Consider the following 17,862-nt stretch of genomic DNA (forward strand, 5'->3'; position numbering starts at 1 on the left):
CCGTCCGGGCTCTCGGGCATGCAGGGGAGGACACCCCGCAGCGGTGCTACGCCATGGACGAGGGCTCCTCGCCCGGCCGGCGGCCGAGCAGCCGAAGGGCTCTCAGATACACGGGGCGGTCGACCATGGCCCCGTCGACGGCGATGGCGCCCGCGTCGGGGCCCTGCGCCTCGAAGGCCGCGACGACCCGGGCGGCCCAGGCCGTCTCCTCCCCGGTGGGGGCGAACACGGCGTGGGCGACGGCGATCTGTCCGGGGTGGACGCAGAACTTTCCGCCGAATCCGACCGACCGGGCCCTGCGGGCCTGCTCCTCGAAGAGGGCCGGATCGCGGAAGTCGGTCTCCGCACCGTCGAGCGCGCCGATGCCGGCCGCCGCGGCGGCGTTGGCGATCCGGGCGCGCGCATACGTCAGTTCCCCGCCGTCCCGGGTGCGGGGGACACCGAGGGCCGCGGTGTAGTCCTCGGAGCCGAGTGACACCGCGGTCAGGCGCGCGGGGACCGTACGGCAGATGTCCTCGATCCGGGCGAGCCCTTCGGGGGACTCGATCCAGGCCATGAGACGGACGGACCCGGGCGCCAGGTCCCGGGTGCGTTCCAGGTACGTCAGATAGTGGTCGGCCCGGACGAGGTCCCCCGGGCCGTCCACCTTGGGCAGGTGGAGCCCGTGCAGGCCGGGACCGACGACCGCGTCCAGATCGGCTTCGAGGAGGCCGGATTCGGGGCCGTTGGGGCGGACCCACAGTTCGCGGCCGTTCGCGGGATAGCCGGGCAGGCTCGCGGCGACGCGCTGCCGCGCCGTCGCCTTGTCGGCGGCGGCGACCGCGTCCTCCAGGTCGAAGCAGAGTCCGTCGGCCCCGGCGTCGCGGGCACGGTCCATGAACCGCTCGCTGCTGCCGGGGACGGAGAGCAGCGAACGCAGCGGGCGGGCGGTCACCACCGGTCGCTCCGGCACACCGCGCCCCGGTCCGGCTCGGCGGGACCGCGGACAGGCCGGAACGGGGAGACCGGGAGGGGCACGACGGCGCACCGGGTGCGACGCCGCGGCCTCGGCTCTTCCCGGGCGGCCGCCCGTCCGGCGGAGTGCCGCGCTCTGCTTCGTGGGTCCATGGGCCGTGTCGTCCTTCCTCGTGGCGCGGTCGGTGCCCGCCCGCGCGTGGGCCGTACGTACGGGGCGTACGTGTCGGGGTGTCGTGCGGGGCGGCGGCCGGCCGGGCACCGCGGACGACACCGCGGCATCCGGACGGGGCGTGCGTCCACGGGTGGCTGTCCGTCAGACGCTGCCGACCACGCCGTCGCGGCGCAGTTCCGTCAGCGCTTCGTCCGTCACACCGAGGGCGGCCAGGACCTCAACGGTGTCGGCGCCGATGACGGGGGCGTCGGCGGGCTCCGCTGCGGGCGTGCCGGAGAAGCGCGGGGCCACGGCGGGTTCGGGTGCGTCGAGGGCACCGCGCCGGTAGGTTCCCCGGGCCACGTTGTGCGGGTGCCGGGCGGCCTCCGTCAGCGAGAGGACCGGGGTGACGCAGGCGCCCCTGCCGTCGAACTCCTCGGCCCAGGCGTCCCGTTCGCGGGTCGCGAAGACCGCGGTCAGCCGTGCCTTCATGGCGGGCCAGGCGGTGCGGTCGTGCTGCCGGGCGAAGGCGGGGTCGCCGGTGAGTCCGAGGACGTCCAGCAGGGCGGCGTAGAAGGGCGGTTCGATGGCGCCCAGGGCCACGTGCCGGTCGTCGGCGCAGCGGTAGACGCCGTAGAACGGGGCCCCGCCGTCGAGGAGGTTGACGCCGGGCCGGTCCTCCCAGGCGCCACGGGCCAGGAAGCCGTACGTCATGGCGAGGAGGAGTGCCGAGCCGTCGGTCATGGCGGCGTCCACGACCTGGCCGCATCCCGTCGCCCCGGCCCGGAGCAGGGCGCTGACCACGCCGAGGGCCAGCAGCATGCCGCCGCCCCCGAAGTCGCCGACGAGGTTGACGGGCACGACGGGATCGCCGCCCGCCGGGGCGATGGCGTGCAGGGCGCCGGTGAGCGCGATGTAGTTGATGTCGTGGCCGGGCTCCTGGGCCAGCGGCCCGTCCTGCCCCCAGCCCGTCATCCGTCCGTAGACCAGCGCGTCGTGTCCCTCCGCGCAGTCCTCCGGGCCCAGTCCGAGCCGTTCGGCGACGCCGGGCCGGAAGCCCTCGATGACGGCGTCGGCCGAGGCGATCAGCCGGCGGACCAGCGCGGCGCCCCCGGGCCGCTTCAGGTCGACGGTGACGGAGCGGCGGCCCCGGTGCAGCACCGGGTGCCGGGTGGCGGTTCCGGCCTCGGCGGGCCGGTCGACGCGGATCACCTCGGCACCGAGGTCCGCGAGCACCATCCCGGCGAACGGCGCGGGCCCGATGCCCCCGAGTTCGACGATCCGGATCCCGGCGAGGGGCCCGTGCCCGGTGCGCGCGTCGTCCCGGTGCGCCCCGGCCTCCGTCCGCCGGCCGTGTCCGGGGCCGGACGCCCGGCCCGGTCCGTGGCCCGGGACCCCGGTCGCGCTCATCGTCCGGTCCAGCGGGGCGCGCGCTTCTCGGCGAAGGCGCGGGGGCCCTCCTCGGCGTCCTCGGAGGTGAAGACCGGGGCGGAGAGCTCCAGCATGCGGGCCCAGCCGTCGGTGACGGGTCCTTCGGCCTGCCCCGCGATGATCTCCTTGGTGACGCGGACGGCCAGCGGCCCGTTCGCCGCGATCTCCCCGGCGAGCCCGAGGGCGCCGTCGAGCGCGCCGCCCCGCTCGGTGATCCGGTTGACCAGGCCGAAGGAGTAGGCCTGGTTGGCCTCCAGGAAGCCGCCGGTCAGGGCGATCTCCATGGCGATCTGGTACGGGATGCGCTGCGGCAGCCGCAGCAGTCCGCCCGCTCGGGCGACGAGGCCGCGCTTGACCTCGGGGATGCCGAAGCGCGCGTCCTCGGCGGCGACGACCAGATCGCAGGCGAGGACGATCTCGCAGCCACCGGCCAGGGCGTACCCCTCGACGGCCGCGATCATCGGCTTGCGCGGCGGTGCCTCGGTCATCCCGCACAGTCCGCGCCCCTCCACGACCGGCCGCTCCCCCGCGAGGAACGCCTTGAGGTCCATGCCCGAGCAGAAGGTGCCGCCCGCGCCGGTGAGGACGCCGACGACCTGGTCGTCACGGCGGTCCAGTGCGTCGAGCGCGGCGGCGACGCCCTCGGCGACCGCCTTGTTCACGGCGTTGCGCGCCTCGGGCCGGTTGATCGTGATGACGGTGATGCCGTCGGGGCGGTGTTCGGCGAGTACGGCGTCGGTCATGCGGGCCCCCTGGGGCGGTCGGTGATCCGGTGCGGGATGCGGTGGGGCGGGTCGGCGCCGCCGCACCGCACCCCCTTTCGAACATTCGTTAAGTTACGAGGCCACGGCCCCGCGTGTCCACCCGGTGTGAGCGACGGCGCACCGGGCCGACGGGGCGGCACCGGACGGGCAGGGTCAGGCAGTGCCGGGCGCGCCGCGATCGGGGCGGCGCCTGCGGAACAACTGCTCCTGGGTCAGGCTCGCGCACAGGCTGCCGTCGGCGGCGGTGAGGGTGCCCGTGTACCAGCCCCGGCCGGACGCGACCGTGCGCGGGACGAGGTCGAGGAGCGTCCACGCGTCCATCCGGGCCGGGCGGTGGAACCACACCGCGTGGTCCAGGCTGCTCATGGGCGTCCCGTCCGCGTCCCTGAACGGAGCCAGTCCGCTCAGGACGTCGGAGAGGTAGGTGAGGGCGGCCGCGTGGACGAGGGGGTCGTCGCCGAGCGGCGCGGTGCACCGCGCCCAGAAGCGGGTGGGCCACACGGAGTCCGGGTACGGCTGTACGGGCTCGCGCGCCTCCACGGAGACCAGACGGGGCAGCCGCACGGCGGGCAGCCCGTCGGCGGGAGCCGTGTCCGGGGCCGGGGAGAAGGTGAGGTCCCTGCCGTCCTCGCCGGTGTGGAACGAGGCCGACAGGGTGAAGACGGTCTCGCCGTCCTGCGTGGCCACCACGCGGCGCGCCGAGTACGAGCGGCCGTCGCGCTCCCGGTGGACCCGGAAGGCGGTGGGCCGGCCGGCGTCGCCCGCGCGCAGGAAGTAGCCGTGGAGGGAGTGCGGCGGGCGGTCGGCGGCGACGGTGCGGCCGGCCGCCGTCAGGGCCTGCGCGGCGACCTGTCCCCCGTAGAGGGAGAAGGGCTCGTCGAGCGTGGCCGTGGTCTGGAACAGGTCGTCGTCGACCTGTTCCAGAGCGAGGAGGTCCGTCAGGCGGACCCCCTCCGGAGGAGCCCCGCCCCCGGGCCGGGAGAGCAGGGACGGGATGGGCCGTGCCGTGGTCATGACGCGGTCGCGGGGACCCCGGTCACCGAGGCGGTGAGCCGGCCCTCGATGATCCCGGCGGCGTCCCGGACGATCCTGCCGACCAGCTCGGCGCAGGTCGGGATGTCGTGGATGAGGCCCTGCACCATGCCGGCGGTCCAGATGCCGTGGTCCAGATCGCCGGTCTCGTAGACCTGCGCGCCCCGGGCCCCGGCCACGAGGTGCCGGATGTCGGGGAACGCGGCGCCCTCGTTCAGCATCCGCACGACCTCGCGGCTCACCGCGTTGTCCGCGACGCGCGCGGTGTTGCGCAACTGCCGGAAGATCAGCCGGGTGTCGTTCTCGCCCGCCTCCACCAGCCGGTCCTTGACGCGGGAGTGGATGCCGGACTCGGCGGTGGCCATGAAGCGGGTGCCCATGTTGATCCCGTCGGCGCCGAGCGCCAGGGCGGCGACCAGCCCTCGGCCGTCGGCGAACCCGCCGGAGGCCAGGACCGGGATGCTCAGGGCGTCGGCGGCGGACGGGATCAGGACCAGGCCGGGGATGTCGTCCTCCCCCGGATGCCCGGCGCACTCGAAGCCGTCGATGCTGACGGCGTCGACCCCGATCTCCTGCGCCTTCAGCGCGTGGCGCACGCTGGTGCACTTGTGGATGACCTTGATCCCGTGCGCGTGGAAGTGCTCCAGGTGGTCCACCGGGTTCGCCCCCGCGGTCTCCACGAACGGCACGCCGGAGTCGATGACGGCCTGCCGGTACTCGGCGTACGGGGGCGGTGTGATCGACGGCAGGATCGTCAGGTTCACCCCGAACGGCTTGTCCGTCAGCTCCCTGCACCGCGCGATCTCGTCCCGCAGCGCGTCGGGGGTGGGCTGGGTCAGCGCGGTGATGAAGCCGAGCGCTCCGGCATTGGCGACGGCGGCGACCAGCGGCGCACGGCCGACCCACTGCATGCCGCCCTGGACGATGGGGTGCTCGATCCCGAACTCACGGGTGAATCTGGTGCTGAGCAAGAGGCACACTCCTACTAAACGATCGTTCGACAAATGCACTGTCGCAGTCCGTCGGGCGGGTGTCAACGAGGGGTGTGCCCCACGGCCTCGGCACGCTGCGCACGGACGGGCGAGGGGCCGCCGGGGTCCGGCCGGAAACACGTGGGCCCCGTCGGCCGGCGCGTCTCTTCGCGCCGGCCGACGGGGTGCTCGGGGGGTGGGGCCCGTACGGCGACGGCCTCCGGGGCTAGAACTTCCCCCGGTTCAGGGCTGTCTGCAACGCCCTGATGGTCCCGGGGCCCCAGAGACCGTCCACCGCGAGACCGGCACCGGTCATCCGGTTGAGGTGCGTCTGGAGGGCCTTGTACGTCGAGGGGCCCGCGTCGCCGTCGACCACCAGTCCGGCACCGCTCCAGGTGTTGAGGTGGCGCTGGAGGCCCCGGACGGAATCCGGACCCCACTCGCCGTCGACGGTCACGCCGATGACGCGCTGGGTGGCCCGGATCGTCGAGGGTCCGAAGTCCCCGTCGACGACGAGCCCGGCACCGTTGTCGAGACCACCGTTGTACGCGGCCTCGGTGGCCGGTCCCCACAGTCCGTCGGCGTCCGCGCCGACCTGCCGCTGGAGCCAGCGCACCCCGGCATCCGTCAGCGGACCCCATTCACCGTCGACATCGAGCGCCGGGCTGTACCCCATCCCGTTGACCGCGCGCTGCTGAGCGGCGATCGACCGCACCGAGGTCATCCCGCCGGTCCCGCCGGAGCCGCCGACGCCCGAGGCGTACGCGGCCTCGGTGGCCGGCCCCCAGAGCCCGTCGGCCGCCACCCCCACACGCCCCTGGAGCCAGCGCACACCCGCGTCCGTCAGCGGACCCCACTCACCGTCCACGTCGAGCGCCGGGCTGTACCCCATCCCGTTGACCGCCATCTGCTGCGCGGCCACCGAGCGCACGGACGTCATCCCGCCGCCACCACCGCCGCCCGCGCTGCCCCCGCTCGATCCGCCGACACCGCCCTGCACCGGGATGAGCGCCGCGTCCATCCCGCCCTGGACCCAGGCCCGCAGCGCCGAACCCGGGCACTGGGTCGACTGACCCGAGAGCCCGCTGTGCCAGGTCTTCTCCAGGGTGCGGCCGGTCCGGCGGTTGGCCTCCAGGTACAGGGCGCGCAGCGCCGAGAGGGCGCGCGGGGTGGCGTCCCCGTCGTACCCGATGAAGCAGGCGCCGATGTGGGTCGTGTTGTGCCCGGTGGCGTGCGCCCCGACGACGTCCCAGCCGCGCCCCTCGAAGATCCGGCCGTCGTGGTCGACGAGGAAGTTGTAGCCGATGTCCGACCAGCCGTTGGAGTCCATGTGGTAGTTCTGGATCTGACGGACCGTCTGGGAGGTGGGCCCCGCCGAGTAGTGCACGGTGAAGCCGGTGCGGCTCGACGGGTCGACCCGGGTGACCTCCTTCGGCGGCCGGGCGCCCCACTGGCTGCGGTCGTAGAAGAACAGCGGCTGGCCCGGCTTGGGCGGCACCGGATTCTCGGAGTCGCCGCCACCACCCGGCGGGGGCGCGTAGAACGTTCCGCTCTGGACGTACGGGTAGAGCTTCCCGGGGCATTCCGTGTTGAAGACGTCCTTGTGGCCCAGGACCTGGTAGCCGGCCTGCCCGTTCGCCCGCAGCCAGGCGACCATGTCGCGGATGGTGCTGATCATCTCGCCGTGGACGTCGTCCTCCAGCCCCATCATCCCGCAGATGGCGAAGTAGTTCTGGTTGGCGCCGGGCGTCTCCGTCCCGTTGGCGGCCGACCGGACCCGGCTGCCCCGGCCCTCGAAGGCGATGCCGTGGTTGCAGACGAGATAGCTGTACGCGATGTCGTCGTACACGTCGTCGTTGGACCAGAACGGCGGGTACATGTGCTCGTTCTGGATGTCCCGCATGTGCGCGTAGCAGTCGTCGTGGTGGCTCTGGGCCTGCTTGCCCGGACCCAGATGGTGGATGATCGTTCCTCCCAGCCAGGGGGAGAAGGAATCCGTCTCGGGCTTCTTGCGGGGCTTGGCGCCCCATTCCTCGCGGCTGACGATGGTGACCATGGGACTGGTTCTCTCCGTACGGGTTCGGCGTGTGGGCGGGGCTGACGGGGGCGGACGGGAAGCGGCGTACGGTCTCAGACCGCGCCGATCACGCCCCCGTCGTCGCGGCGGACGGCGATCGTGGCCGAGCGGGGCCGGCCGGCGCGGGCGCGGTCCGGCCAGTCGCTGACCGCCCCCGGGTCCGCGGCGGTGGGGGCGCCCCACGCGGCGGTCGCCGCGCCCGGGTGCTGGATGTTGACGAAGAGGGTGCGTCCGTCGGGGGTGCTGCTCACCCCGGTGACCTCGGCGCCGCGCGGCGCGGTGAGGAAGCGGCTGACCCGTCCGGTACGGGGGTCGGCGGCCAGGAGGGCGTTGTTGCCCAGGGCGGCGTGGCCGCGCTCCGCGCGGTTCAGCGCGTCGGCGGAGATGCCGGTGCCGATCCAGAGCTGTCCCGCGCTGCCGAAGGCCAGCCCCTTCGGGGCCGCGAACCGTCCGTCGTCCCCGGCCCCGGCGTCGGGCGCCGGTTCGCCGCCGAGCAGGAAGACGTCCCAGTGGAAGCCGGTTCCGGTGCCGGTCTCCTCCTGCCAGCGCACGACGTGGCCGTACGGGTTGGCATCGCGGGGGCCCACCGTGCGGCCATGACCGCCCGTGCTGTTGGCGAGGGCGCAGTGGACGGCACCGTCGACCGGGCTGACGGCGATCTGCTGCGGCCGGTCCATGCGGGTGGCACCGAGCGCGTCGGCGGCCTCCCGGGCCCGCAGGACCACGTCGGCCTGGTCCTTCCAGCCGAGCGCGGTGGTGAGCGCCGCCCGGCCGTGGACGAGCGGCAGCCACTCCCCCGTACCGTCCTCGTGGAAGCGGGCGACGTGCAGGACGCCGTGGTCCAACGGGCTGCCGCCCCGGGACCGCACGCTCTTCCAGGGGCGGTCGCCGACGAACTTGTAGAGGTGGCCGCCGTCCTGGTCGTCGCCGCTGTAGACGACGACGCGTCCGTCGCGGGTCTCGCCGGCCGCCGCCGAGGAGTGGTTGAAGCGGCCCAGCGCGGTCCGCTTGACCGGGGTGGTGCCGGCGGGGTCGGCGGGGTCCACCTCGACGATCCAGCCGTAGCGGTGCGGTTCGTTGGGGGTCGCGGCGAGGTCGAAGCGGGGTGAGGCGGTGTGCCAGCGGTGACCGTGGCCGAGGGCGCTCAGCCCGTAGCGGCGCTGGGTCGCGGTGGGCCGCCAGGACGGGTCGTCGGTGCCGAACCAGCCGTTGGCGTTCTCCTCGCAGGAGAGGAACGATCCCCAGGGGGTCGTCCCGTGCCCGGAGTTGCTGAGCGTGCCGACGGGGGCCTCGCCGGTGCGCAGGGCCGGGTGCGCGGAGGTCAGCGGACCGGAGAAGTCCACGGGGGTGGTGCCGGTGACCCGGGCGCCGGCCACCGGGGCCCAGCTGCCGTCGGCGCGCCGGCGGATCCGCAGCGCGGTGACGCCCTGCGCGGCGAGGCCCTTCGCGACCTGCTCGGCGGTCACCGTACGGTCCCCGGCCCGGCCGCCCGCGTACGTGAGGACGGGGTCCACCGACTCGTGGTTGATCAGGAGCGTGCCGCGCCGCCCGGCACCGGCGCCCCGGCCGGACGGGAGGAAGGACAGTCCGCTGTGGTGGGACCCGATCTGGGCGGCCTGTTCGGCGGCGGTGTTCGTGCCGTCGCGCCGCCAGGCGGGGCCGCCGCGCGCGGAGAGCGGGGCACCCCACGGGGCGAGGACCTGGACCCGGTGACCGGCGGGCACGGTGACGCGGTCGGCCGAGTTCACGGGCACGGGGACGAAGCCCGGCCCGGCCGTCCCCGTCCCGGAGCGGGCGAAGGCCGTCCCCCCGGTGGAGAGCGCGAACTGGGTGGCGACGAGGGCACCGGTCACCAGCAGGTTCCGGCGGCTCATCCGGGCCGTCACCAGGTCCTGGAAGTCCCGGGAACCGGAGGGGGCGGCCGGTGCGGCCCGGCGGCTGTCGTCCGACATGTGTCTCCTTGGTGCCGCCGTGCACGGCACGGCGGCGTGTGAAGGAATGGGGAGCCGCACCCCGGCAGGACCTGCCGCCCGGAGGGTGCCGGGCACGCGGACCGGTCCGTTCCGGACGGGAGGTCCGAGGTGTTGGGGTGCGGGACCCGAATGTAGGTCAGCCGCGGCGCGATCCCGCCGGTCCGCCGTCCCAGGGACGCCTCCCCGCGTCCCGGCCGGCCGTGGGACGTGCGGAAACGCCGGGGCCGGCGCCCCCGGGGAGGGCGCCGGCCCCGGCTGGATGCGGTGCGGGATCAGGGCAGTTGGACGGCGCCCTCCGGGGCGCACTGCCGCTGCTTCTCCTTGGGGATCACTCCGCACACGCTCATGGCGGCGAGCGGAGCCTCCGGGGACACCGCCAGCATCTTGGTGTACGAGTCGTGCTCGAAGCGGATGAGGGCTTCGAGTTCATGGCCCCCGGCGTCCCGGATGGTCACCTTGTCACCGACGGCACCGCCCTCGATCCGTCCCCAGACCGCCTGGCAGGCGGCGCTGTAACGGAGTTGGATGTGCATGCCGCGCAGGAAGGTGCTCTTGACCGTCTCCGCGTCCCACTGGCACTCCATGGCCTGCGGATCGTTGCGGATGCAGGTGTCGGACGAGCACTTGACCTGGATGTCCCCGGCCCCGGGGACGAGATCGGTGTCCTCACCGCCCTTGCCGGTGCCGCGCGTTCCGCTCGCCGAGGTGTCCGCGCCGTGCTCCGCGTCGGTGACCAGGGGCAGGACCACACCGGTCGCGACGGAGCCCATGAGCGCTCCGGCCGCGATGTACCCGATCACGGCGGACCGGCGCCGCCAGGTGGACCGCGCACGCGGGCCGGTGTCGTCGCCCTCCGGCGGGGCGCTCGCTTCCCCGGGCGCCGCCCGCACGGCCTTCACCTCCGTCACGGCCCTGGAGACCTTGGGCCGCGTGGTGCCGGTCTCCTCCCCCGAGGTGGCGGCCGGGACCGGTGCGGCACCGCCCGCCGGGGCGGCGGCCGCCTCGGCCAGCAGGGCGAGCAGCGGTCCGGGATCCGTCCCGGCCACGGCCGCGAGCTGCTCGACGGCGACGGTGGTCGGCAACTGCTTCCCGTTCAGGAAGCGTTCCCACGACGAACGGCTGTAGTGCGTCCGGTCGGCGAGCCCGCCGAAGCTGAGCTGCGACACCTCCTTGATGCGCCGCATCTCCGCGCTGAGCCGTGCGTGCGCCGACGCGGCGGCGTCGGCGGCCTTCTTCTGGTTCGACATGGAAGAGCCCCCCCTCAGTCCTGTGCCCGCCACCCGAGTTCCCCAAGTCGAGTGGCGCGAGAGACAGAATATGCGGCGGAAGTGACGGTCCCGAACCGGACCGACGAGGGCCGGAACCCGTACGGGCGCGCAGGTCCGCGGCCCCGGAACGGACCGCTCCTGTCAAGGGGTTTCCCCTGTGGCGCGTCGCCCGCCCCCGCCGCCCCCCGCGAGGGGCCGGGACGCGTCCCAGGGACGGGACCGGCCCTCGGAGGGACACCGGGAGCGGTCCCCTTCCGGGGAGCGGATCCGCCGAAACCGGGATAGAGAAGTGCAGTTGACGCCAGGATGGGCCCATGAGCAATGACAGCGAAGGGCCGCTCGGCCGGCCGGTCGTGGTGCGGATCCCGGTGGAGCCGGTGGAGGCCGCGCGGGAGGCGGATGCCCTGGACGCCGCGGTCCGGCACGAATCCCTGGCCGTACGCGGCCCCTTGTTCGGCATCGCGACCCAGTGCGAGGAGGACGGGGCGCGGTGGCGGGTCGCCGTCCCGATCATCCACGGCTGTCCGCAGCAGGCCCGCGACGGCCTCAACTCGCTGTTGTGGTTCCGCGCGAAGGACGACGCGAAGGACATGGCCGAGCGGCGCGCGCTGCTGGCGGCCGTCTCCCGCCTGGAGCGGGAGTACGTGAACGAGCTGACCGTGCTCGGCACCCGCTTCCGGGTGGTCCGGGCCGAGGAGTACGCGGGCATGGACGCGCAGGGCAACATCGAGCTGCCCCGCCCGACCGACCCCGATCCCCTCGACGGCGGCTGGGAGCCCGGCATCAGCGACCCGCTCGACCTGGATCTCGTCCTGGACATGGACGCGCCGATCTCCCCGCTCCAGGCGGCGGAGCGGCTGGCGATGCGTTCCCTCTCCTACACCGGGTCCCGCTTTCCGGCGGCCGTGCGCGGCGATTCGGCGCGGGCCGTGGAGAGCCACCCGGACGTGCTGCTGCTGCCCGCCTCGTTCCTCGTCGTCGAACGGTCGGGGAAGAAGAACTGGCGGCCGGGCGGCAGCCTCCACACCACCGCCCATGCCGCCCGGAGCACCCTCTACAACGGGCTGACCTGGATGGAGCCGCGCCTGCTCGGCCTGATCCCCTTCGACGCACCGGGCAACGTCGACGCCTACAGCGTGATCGCCGAGGGCACCGGTCCCGTGGCGGACCGGCTGGCCGAGTTCACCGAGGCCGCCGACCGGCTGCGCGCGGGCCGCCTCAACGAGGTCGAGGCCCACGGCACCACGTACCGGATCGTCCGCTCCCGGCGACTCCTGCGCTGGGGACCGGAGGGCCCCGAGGGCCCCCGTCCCTCCGACGTCAACACCCAGACCCCGATGGTGATGCACCCGCCGCTCGACGAGAACGGCGTCATCCAGCCCGAGTCCGAGTAGGCCCGCCCGCGCGCCGGCCCCGCTCCCGTACCGGCCGGGAAGCGGAGCCGGCCGTTCAAGGACTGCCGGAAGGGGGAACCTCTGTTCGGGTGCTTCGGTAGCATCTACGCAATCACGCGGGGCGCGAAGGGGGACGTCGCCGCGATGAAGGAGATCTGGAGCGTCCGACCAGCGCTCCGGGCCCGGCGGAAGCCCGTGCTCCCCGCCGGGCCACCGGCGCGGGCACGGGACCCGCACCCGAGATCACCCGAGTCGCCAGGGGGCACCCAGCATGACCGGCACCACCGAGGCGCTGAGCGGACCGGTCCCGGCCGAGCCCGACGCGCGGAGCGTCACCCGCCCGTTCTATGTGTACGCCGTGCTCGCCAACACGTTGTTCCAGCGCGGCGTCTTCGTCCTCTTCCTCCAGCAGCGCGGCTTCTCCGCCGGGCAGGTGGCCCTGCTCCAGACCCTGCTCTACCTGGTCAGCGGGCTCGCGGAGCTGCCCACCGGGGTGATCGCCGACCGGATCGGCAGACGCGCCGGCATGGTGATCGGCCAGTTGCTGATCGCCGGCTGCCTCCTCGGCCAGGTGGCGTTCACGCCGTACTGGATGTTCGTGGTGCTGTTCGTGGCACACGGCGTGGGCATGGCCTGTGTGTCCGGCTCGGACACCGCGCTCCTCTACGACCTGCTCGTACGCCGGGGCGCGACGGCCGGTTACGTCAGGATCAGGTCGCGGTTCACGATGCTCGGGACGGTGACCTCCGGGGCCGCCATCGTCTTCGGCGGCCAGTTGCAGCGGCTCTCCTGGGGATTCGTCTACGCCGGCTCGGCGGTGTGCCTGATCCTCGCCGTGGTGGTGCTGGTCTCCCGGGTGCCCGAGATCCGGGGCGTGGACGCGGTGGACGAGCAGGACCCGGGCGAGGAGAAGCACAGCGACGTCACCGCATGGCGTGCGATGCTCCGCGTCGCCACACCCGCGCTCGTGACGCTGGTCGTGGTGTCCGGGCTGATGCACGCGACGCTCACCCCGTACATCATCTTCACCCAGAAGACCCTCGCCGATCAGGGGGCCGGCACCGCGCTCGTCAGCGTGGTCGTGGCGGCGGGATTCCTCGTCGGCGGAATCACCCCGCTCCTCTCCGACCGCGCGGGCCGGCGCATCGGGTACCGGATCATCGTGCCGGTCGCCCTCCTGACGCTCGCCGCCGCCCTCGCTCTCAGCGGCCTCGGCCTCGTCGGGGTCACCGTCGCCGCGTTCCTGCTCCTGGTCGGCGTCCCCGAGATCGCTGCCGTGCTCGTGGACAACGTCTTCAACGAGGCCGTCCCCTCGCGCCACCGCGCCGGACTGCTCTCGATGATCACCTTCGTCGAGTCGATCCTCATCGGCATCGGCTATCTCGTCGTCGGCGCGCTCATGGACGGACTCGGCTCCGGCGCGGGCATGGCCGCCTACGCCGCCGTCCCCGTCCTGGCCTGCCTCCTCTGGCTCCCCGTGCTCGTCCGCCACGCCCGTGTCACCAGCCGGACCGAGAGACCGGCGGGTTACGAGACGTCCTGAGCCACCGGTGACCTGGCAGGAAGTCGGCTTCTCCGGCGGCGCGTGCCGGGGCACCATCTCCCTATGCCACTCAGTGACCCGGCGGGACCGGACGGCGGCCCGGAGCCGGCCGTGGCGCGGGTGGACGCGTCCTGCGTGCCCGAGCCGGACAGGTGGACGTGGTGGACGGAGATGGTCAGCCGCGAGGTGATGCCCGTGTCCACGCGCAGCCCTCGTCCGGACGCGTTCCGGGGGCGGGTGGAGGAGGTCCGCACGGCCGGCGTCCAGGTGGCCGCCTTCGACTTCTCCCCCATGACCGCCACCCGCTCGGCCGCCCAGATCCGCCGCCAGGACCGCGAGGAGTACTTCCTGGTCCTGCTCCGGGAAGGGCGGATGCCTCTGGAACAAGGGTCCGGCAGCTGTCTCCTGCGGGCCGGGGACATGACGGTCTTCTCCAGCTCGCACCCGCTGGCCTGCGCGTTCCTCGCCGAGGAGGAGACCGGTGCCCTCGACGGCACCCGCACGGCAGCAGAGGCGGATGCCGTGGACGGCACCGGCTCCGACGCCGATTCCGGTCCCGATGCCGGGATGGCCCGGCTGTCGCTCCTCAGGCTGCCCCGCAAGCTCCTCCCCCTCTCCTCCGGGCGTGCGGACCGCCTTCTGGCCGTGCCGCTGCGCGCCGACGCCGGCGCCGCCGTCCTGCTCGGTCCGTACCTCGCCCGGCTCCCGGTGGCGGCGCGGGGACGCGGCGCGGCGCAGGCGGCGCGTCTCGGCTCCCTCGCGCTCGACCTCGCCGCGGCGGCGATCGCCGATCAGCTCGACATCCGGGAGGCGCTGCCCGTCGAAACCCGCCAGGCGGCCGTGCTGGCCGAGGTCAAGGCCTTCATCGAGCACCATCTGGCCGACCCCCGGCTCACCCCGGCGGCCATCGCCGCCCACCACCACCTGTCGGTGCGTACCCTCCACACCCTGTTCCGCGAGGAGCCCGAGCCGGTCGCCGCCCGCATTCGACGTCGCAGGCTGGAACGCTGCGCCGCGGACCTGGCCGACCCGCGTCTGCGCCACCGCACGATCGGGGAGATCGCCACGCGCTGGGGCCTCGGCGCCCATGACTTCAGCCGGTCGTTCCGGCGCGTCCACGGCGTCCCGCCGAGTGAGTTCCGGGCCTCCGCGCACCGCGGGTCCGCGCTCGGTGCGGAAGGTCACGGCACGGACTGCTGATGACGCGGCCGGTCCCGGCGGGGCAGATTGGAGAACCGGAACCCAGTCCCGGCACGCCACTTCCACGGGGGAACCATGAAGCGGTCCACGAGAGTCGCCCTGCTGTCCGCACCGGTCGCCGCACTGGCCCTGCTGGCCACGCCCTCACCGGCGTCCGCCGCGTCGAGCGCCTTCTATGTGAACGACGCCGTCGTGGTCATGGGCCAGTGGCGGCTGGCCGCGGAGGTCTGCGCGTACGCGTCCGACGGCTGGTACGAGATCAGGAAGTCCGACGGGCCGGCCGTCGACATCAGGTTCCGGACCTGTGACGACGCCCAGGAGGTCGTCGGCTGGGCGTCACTGCCCAACGGGGACCCCTCCTCGACCTGGGTGTACGCGAACCAGGGCGGCCGCCGCGTCTACCTGGAGGCGTACACCCGGGGCAACAACTGGATGGACACCTGGTACGCCGTGGTGCAGTACCAGTCGTGACCGGGGCACCCGGCGGACCGCCTCCCGTGGCCCCCGTCGGCGCGCGGCGGGGGCCACGGCGCGCCGGCGGGCTCACCCGGACGGGGCCCGGCGAGCACTCCGCACCGCGCGGAGGACCGCCCAGACGTCGGCCACGGGTCCCAGGTGGGCCAGCTTGTCCGGGTTGAGGACGGAGCGGACCGTGTGGATCCGCCCGTCCCGTACGTCCAGGACGAACACGTTCAGCACGTTGCCGTCGCCGTCGTGGAACAGGGCCCCCGGCTGACCGTTGACGGACCGCGGGGTGCAGGTGACGCCCACCCGCGCGATCGCGGGACGGGCGCCGGCCAGCAGGCGCGCGGCCTTCTCCGCGCCGGCGACGGCCCTGGCCAGTTGCGGCGCCTTGCCGCCCCCGTCGCCGACGAGCCGGACATCGTCGGAGAGCAGCGTCCGCAGCCCGTCCATGTCCCCCTGCGCCATCGCGTCGAAGAACCGCCGCGCCAGCTCGTCCCGCTTCTCCCGGTCCACGTCGAACCGGGGCCGGCCCTCGTCCATGTGCCGGCGTGCCCGGACGAGCAGTTGGCGGCAGGCGGCCGGTGAACGGCCCACCGCCGCGGCGACGTCCTCGAAGCCGAAGGCGAAGACCTCGCGCAGCACGAACACCGAGCGTTCGAGCGGACTGAGCCGTTCCAGGAGGAGCAGGGCGGCCATCGACAGCGAGTCGGTCAGCTCGGCCGCGCGCGCCGGGTCCTCGTACGGATCGTCGAGCAGGGGCTCCGGAAGCCACGGCCCGACGTACGCCTCGCGCCGCACCCGTGCGGACCGCAGCACGTCGATCGAGATCCGGGTCACCGTGGTCGCGAGGAACGCCTTGACCGAATCCGGGCGCGCGGACGACAAGGCGTAACGCAGCCAGGTCTCCTGCACCGCGTCCTCGGCCTCGCTGACGCTGCCCAGCATCCGGTACGCGATCGAGAACAGCAGAGGTCTCAGGTCCTCGAACTCCTCGGCCTTGTCCACGCCTTGCTCCCCCATGTGTGCGAACCCCTCGACGGATCATGGCATTTCCCGCCCTGGGCTGCGGCGATTCCGCGGAAGCCAGGGGGGTCGTGCCCCCGCTGCGCCGCGGTGTGACGCGCGTCTCCTCCCTCTCCGGCTCCGCCATGTCACAGAACCGCGCGCTGCCTCGTCCCGGGTCCAGAAGACCTCGATCAAGGAGTTGCGCATGAGCATCGCGCCGTGGATCACCGCCGGCGCCTCCGTCACCGGCTGACCGGCCGCCCCGCACCGCCCCGTTCGCCACGTCACCTCGTACAGAAGGACCCCGTCATGGAAACCCTGCGCTACGTCTTCCTCGTCTTCCACCTCTTCGGCTTCGCCGCGATCCTGGGCGGCATCTTCTACCAGCTGCGCGGCAAGGACCCCGTGACCGGCGGCTACATGGTGACCAGCGCGGTCGTGCAACTGGTCACCGGGGTAGGCCTCATCTGGACCCGCCTCGACCTCGATCTGCCCGTACCGCACGCCAAGATGGGCGTGAAACTCGGCCTCGACGTCCTGGTGGCCGTCATCGCGCTGATCGGAATGCGCACCAGAGCGGCCTGGGCCTTCTACGCGGTGGCCACGGCCACGGCCGCCGCGGTGGTGGTGGCGGTGGTGTGGAAGTAGCGGATCGTGGCGCGGACGGGCGGAGTGCTCACGCGTCTCCGTCCGCCGTCTCCGGTGCGCGCCAGGGCACGACGGCGACGGGACAGGCCGCGTGGTGCAGTGCCCGATGGGCCACCCTGCCGATCTCCAGGCCGGCGAACCCTCTCCTGCGCCGCGCGCCGATCACCAGCAGGTCCGCGGCGGCCGAGCGCTCGACCAGCACGTGGTGGGCGGGTCCTTCCACCGGGCTTCTCCGCAGACGCACCTCGGGACGGTCGGGCCCCGACCCCTCCACGGCCAGGTCCAGAAGCACCGCGGCGCTCCGCTCGTACGTGGTCGTCCTGTCGGCGAGGAGCGGATGCCCGGACGGATCGCCCATCGGCCGGCGCCAGGCATGGACCATCTCCAGCTCCGCGTCCCGAACCGCCGCCTCGCGCCAGGCGAACCGCGCGGCGGGCGCGTCCGTCTCGTCGCCGCCGATGCCCAGGAGCACGCGGTGATGGCGCGTCTCCCGTGCCTCCTGGTCGCCTCGGACGACGATGACGGGACAGGAGGCGCGCGCGGCCACGGTGAGACTCACGGACCCCAGCAGCAGACCGGCGACGCGGCTCCTTCCCCGGGACCCGACGACCAGGGCGGCGGCCCGCTCCCCCTCGGCGAGCAGACCTCCCACCGCGTCCTCGGCGAGCACGTCCGTGGTGACGGTGAGTTCGGACCGGCGGCGCAGGGCCCGCTCCTCGGCCGCTGCCACGATGCTCTCCGCGAGGATCTGGTCGACCGGCCGGTCGGCGGTCCAGGCGGGCGCGACACCCTCGTACCGCTCCCACAACGAGGCGTGGACGATGCGCAGCGCCCACCCGTGCCGGGCCGCCTCGTCCGCGGCCCAGTCCACCGCGGTGAGGCCGGTGTCCGACCCGTCCACGCCCACCACCAGGGGAGAATCCATGGTCCCCACCGCCTTTCCGGTACGAGCGGGGTCGTCTCCCAGCGTCGCACCGAATCCC

The 17,862-nt window shown here is 73.9% G+C and carries 15 protein-coding genes; 5 read left to right on the forward strand and 10 right to left on the reverse strand.

What is annotated here, in order from left to right; translation table 11 throughout:
• Positions 1–46 precede the first annotated feature (46 nt).
• From ACZ4FH_RS33565 to ACZ4FH_RS33600, 8 genes are all read right to left on the reverse strand, one after another.
• Positions 47–937, reverse strand: coding sequence for an HpcH/HpaI aldolase/citrate lyase family protein (locus ACZ4FH_RS33565; protein ID WP_467309551.1), 891 nt, complete (start codon positions 935–937; stop codon positions 47–49).
• Positions 938–1,270: 333 nt separating this feature from the next.
• On the reverse strand, positions 1,271–2,518 hold the full coding sequence (locus tag ACZ4FH_RS33570; RefSeq protein WP_467309552.1) for a CaiB/BaiF CoA transferase family protein: 1,248 nt from the start codon (positions 2,516–2,518) through the stop codon (positions 1,271–1,273).
• Complete coding sequence (locus tag ACZ4FH_RS33575; protein ID WP_467309553.1) at positions 2,515–3,282, reverse strand: crotonase/enoyl-CoA hydratase family protein; 768 nt, start codon at positions 3,280–3,282, stop codon at positions 2,515–2,517. The genes ACZ4FH_RS33570 and ACZ4FH_RS33575 overlap by 4 nt, the downstream gene beginning before the upstream one ends.
• Before the next feature lie 174 nt (positions 3,283–3,456).
• Positions 3,457–4,317, reverse strand: a complete 861-nt coding sequence (locus ACZ4FH_RS33580; RefSeq protein WP_467309554.1) for an acyl-CoA thioesterase — start codon at positions 4,315–4,317, stop codon at positions 3,457–3,459.
• Positions 4,314–5,315, reverse strand: coding sequence for an NAD(P)H-dependent flavin oxidoreductase (locus ACZ4FH_RS33585; RefSeq protein ID WP_467309555.1), 1,002 nt, complete (start codon positions 5,313–5,315; stop codon positions 4,314–4,316). Before ACZ4FH_RS33585 ends, ACZ4FH_RS33580 begins: the two co-directional genes overlap by 4 nt.
• A 217-nt stretch (positions 5,316–5,532) precedes the next feature.
• On the reverse strand, positions 5,533–7,362 hold the full coding sequence (locus tag ACZ4FH_RS33590; protein ID WP_467309556.1) for a peptidoglycan recognition protein family protein: 1,830 nt from the start codon (positions 7,360–7,362) through the stop codon (positions 5,533–5,535).
• A gap of 74 nt (positions 7,363–7,436) precedes the next feature.
• Positions 7,437–9,335 carry a PhoX family protein gene (locus tag ACZ4FH_RS33595; RefSeq protein ID WP_467309557.1) on the reverse strand — a complete coding sequence of 633 codons (1,899 nt, stop codon included), beginning with the start codon at positions 9,333–9,335 and terminating at the stop codon, positions 7,437–7,439.
• 293 nt (positions 9,336–9,628) lie between these two features.
• Positions 9,629–10,603, reverse strand: coding sequence for a helix-turn-helix domain-containing protein (locus tag ACZ4FH_RS33600; protein WP_467309558.1), 975 nt, complete (start codon positions 10,601–10,603; stop codon positions 9,629–9,631).
• A gap of 335 nt (positions 10,604–10,938) precedes the next feature.
• Between ACZ4FH_RS33600 and ACZ4FH_RS33605 the strand changes: the two genes are divergently transcribed.
• The 4 genes from ACZ4FH_RS33605 to ACZ4FH_RS33620 all read left to right on the forward strand — a co-directional run bounded on the left by ACZ4FH_RS33605 (position 10,939) and on the right by ACZ4FH_RS33620 (position 15,232).
• The gene (locus ACZ4FH_RS33605) at positions 10,939–12,018 is read left to right on the forward strand and encodes a DUF5954 family protein (RefSeq protein WP_467309559.1); all 1,080 of its coding nucleotides are present in this window, start codon (positions 10,939–10,941) and stop codon (positions 12,016–12,018) included.
• Positions 12,019–12,289: 271 nt separating this feature from the next.
• A complete protein-coding gene (locus ACZ4FH_RS33610) occupies positions 12,290–13,561 on the forward strand; it encodes an MFS transporter (protein WP_467309560.1) in 1,272 nt (423 codons plus the stop codon).
• Positions 13,562–13,624: 63 nt separating this feature from the next.
• Positions 13,625–14,761: a helix-turn-helix domain-containing protein gene (locus ACZ4FH_RS33615; RefSeq protein ID WP_467309561.1), complete on the forward strand. Its 1,137-nt coding sequence runs from the start codon at positions 13,625–13,627 to the stop codon at positions 14,759–14,761.
• 75 nt (positions 14,762–14,836) lie between these two features.
• Complete coding sequence (locus ACZ4FH_RS33620; protein WP_383645368.1) at positions 14,837–15,232, forward strand: hypothetical protein; 396 nt, start codon at positions 14,837–14,839, stop codon at positions 15,230–15,232.
• Between the two features lie 72 nt (positions 15,233–15,304).
• Here ACZ4FH_RS33620 and ACZ4FH_RS33625 read toward each other — a convergent pair whose 3' ends face one another.
• Positions 15,305–16,231, reverse strand: coding sequence for an RNA polymerase sigma-70 factor (locus ACZ4FH_RS33625; protein ID WP_467309610.1), 927 nt, complete (start codon positions 16,229–16,231; stop codon positions 15,305–15,307).
• Between the two features lie 309 nt (positions 16,232–16,540).
• On the opposite strand from ACZ4FH_RS33625, the gene ACZ4FH_RS33630 reads away from it, so the two are divergent.
• Positions 16,541–16,879: a hypothetical protein gene (locus ACZ4FH_RS33630; RefSeq protein ID WP_467309562.1), complete on the forward strand. Its 339-nt coding sequence runs from the start codon at positions 16,541–16,543 to the stop codon at positions 16,877–16,879.
• Positions 16,880–16,907: 28 nt separating this feature from the next.
• Here ACZ4FH_RS33630 and ACZ4FH_RS33635 read toward each other — a convergent pair whose 3' ends face one another.
• Positions 16,908–17,804, reverse strand: coding sequence for a universal stress protein (locus ACZ4FH_RS33635; protein ID WP_467309563.1), 897 nt, complete (start codon positions 17,802–17,804; stop codon positions 16,908–16,910).
• Positions 17,805–17,862 lie beyond the last annotated feature (58 nt).

It is taken from the genome of Streptomyces sp. NPDC024555, from assembly GCF_055559335.1.

Coding starts and splice junctions, on each gene's coding strand:
- ACZ4FH_RS33570 (WP_467309552.1), bottom strand. CDS start 2,518: ATGAGCGCGACCGGGGTCCCGGGCCACGGACCGGGCCGGGCGTCCGGC.
- ACZ4FH_RS33575 (WP_467309553.1), bottom strand. CDS start 3,282: ATGACCGACGCCGTACTCGCCGAACACCGCCCCGACGGCATCACCGTC.
- ACZ4FH_RS33580 (WP_467309554.1), bottom strand. CDS start 4,317: ATGACCACGGCACGGCCCATCCCGTCCCTGCTCTCCCGGCCCGGGGGC.
- ACZ4FH_RS33590 (WP_467309556.1), bottom strand. CDS start 7,362: ATGGTCACCATCGTCAGCCGCGAGGAATGGGGCGCCAAGCCCCGCAAG.
- ACZ4FH_RS33595 (WP_467309557.1), bottom strand. CDS start 9,335: ATGTCGGACGACAGCCGCCGGGCCGCACCGGCCGCCCCCTCCGGTTCC.
- ACZ4FH_RS33600 (WP_467309558.1), bottom strand. CDS start 10,603: ATGTCGAACCAGAAGAAGGCCGCCGACGCCGCCGCGTCGGCGCACGCA.
- ACZ4FH_RS33605 (WP_467309559.1), top strand. CDS start 10,939: ATGAGCAATGACAGCGAAGGGCCGCTCGGCCGGCCGGTCGTGGTGCGG.
- ACZ4FH_RS33610 (WP_467309560.1), top strand. CDS start 12,290: ATGACCGGCACCACCGAGGCGCTGAGCGGACCGGTCCCGGCCGAGCCC.
- ACZ4FH_RS33615 (WP_467309561.1), top strand. CDS start 13,625: ATGCCACTCAGTGACCCGGCGGGACCGGACGGCGGCCCGGAGCCGGCC.
- ACZ4FH_RS33620 (WP_383645368.1), top strand. CDS start 14,837: ATGAAGCGGTCCACGAGAGTCGCCCTGCTGTCCGCACCGGTCGCCGCA.
- ACZ4FH_RS33630 (WP_467309562.1), top strand. CDS start 16,541: ATGGAAACCCTGCGCTACGTCTTCCTCGTCTTCCACCTCTTCGGCTTC.
- ACZ4FH_RS33635 (WP_467309563.1), bottom strand. CDS start 17,804: ATGGATTCTCCCCTGGTGGTGGGCGTGGACGGGTCGGACACCGGCCTC.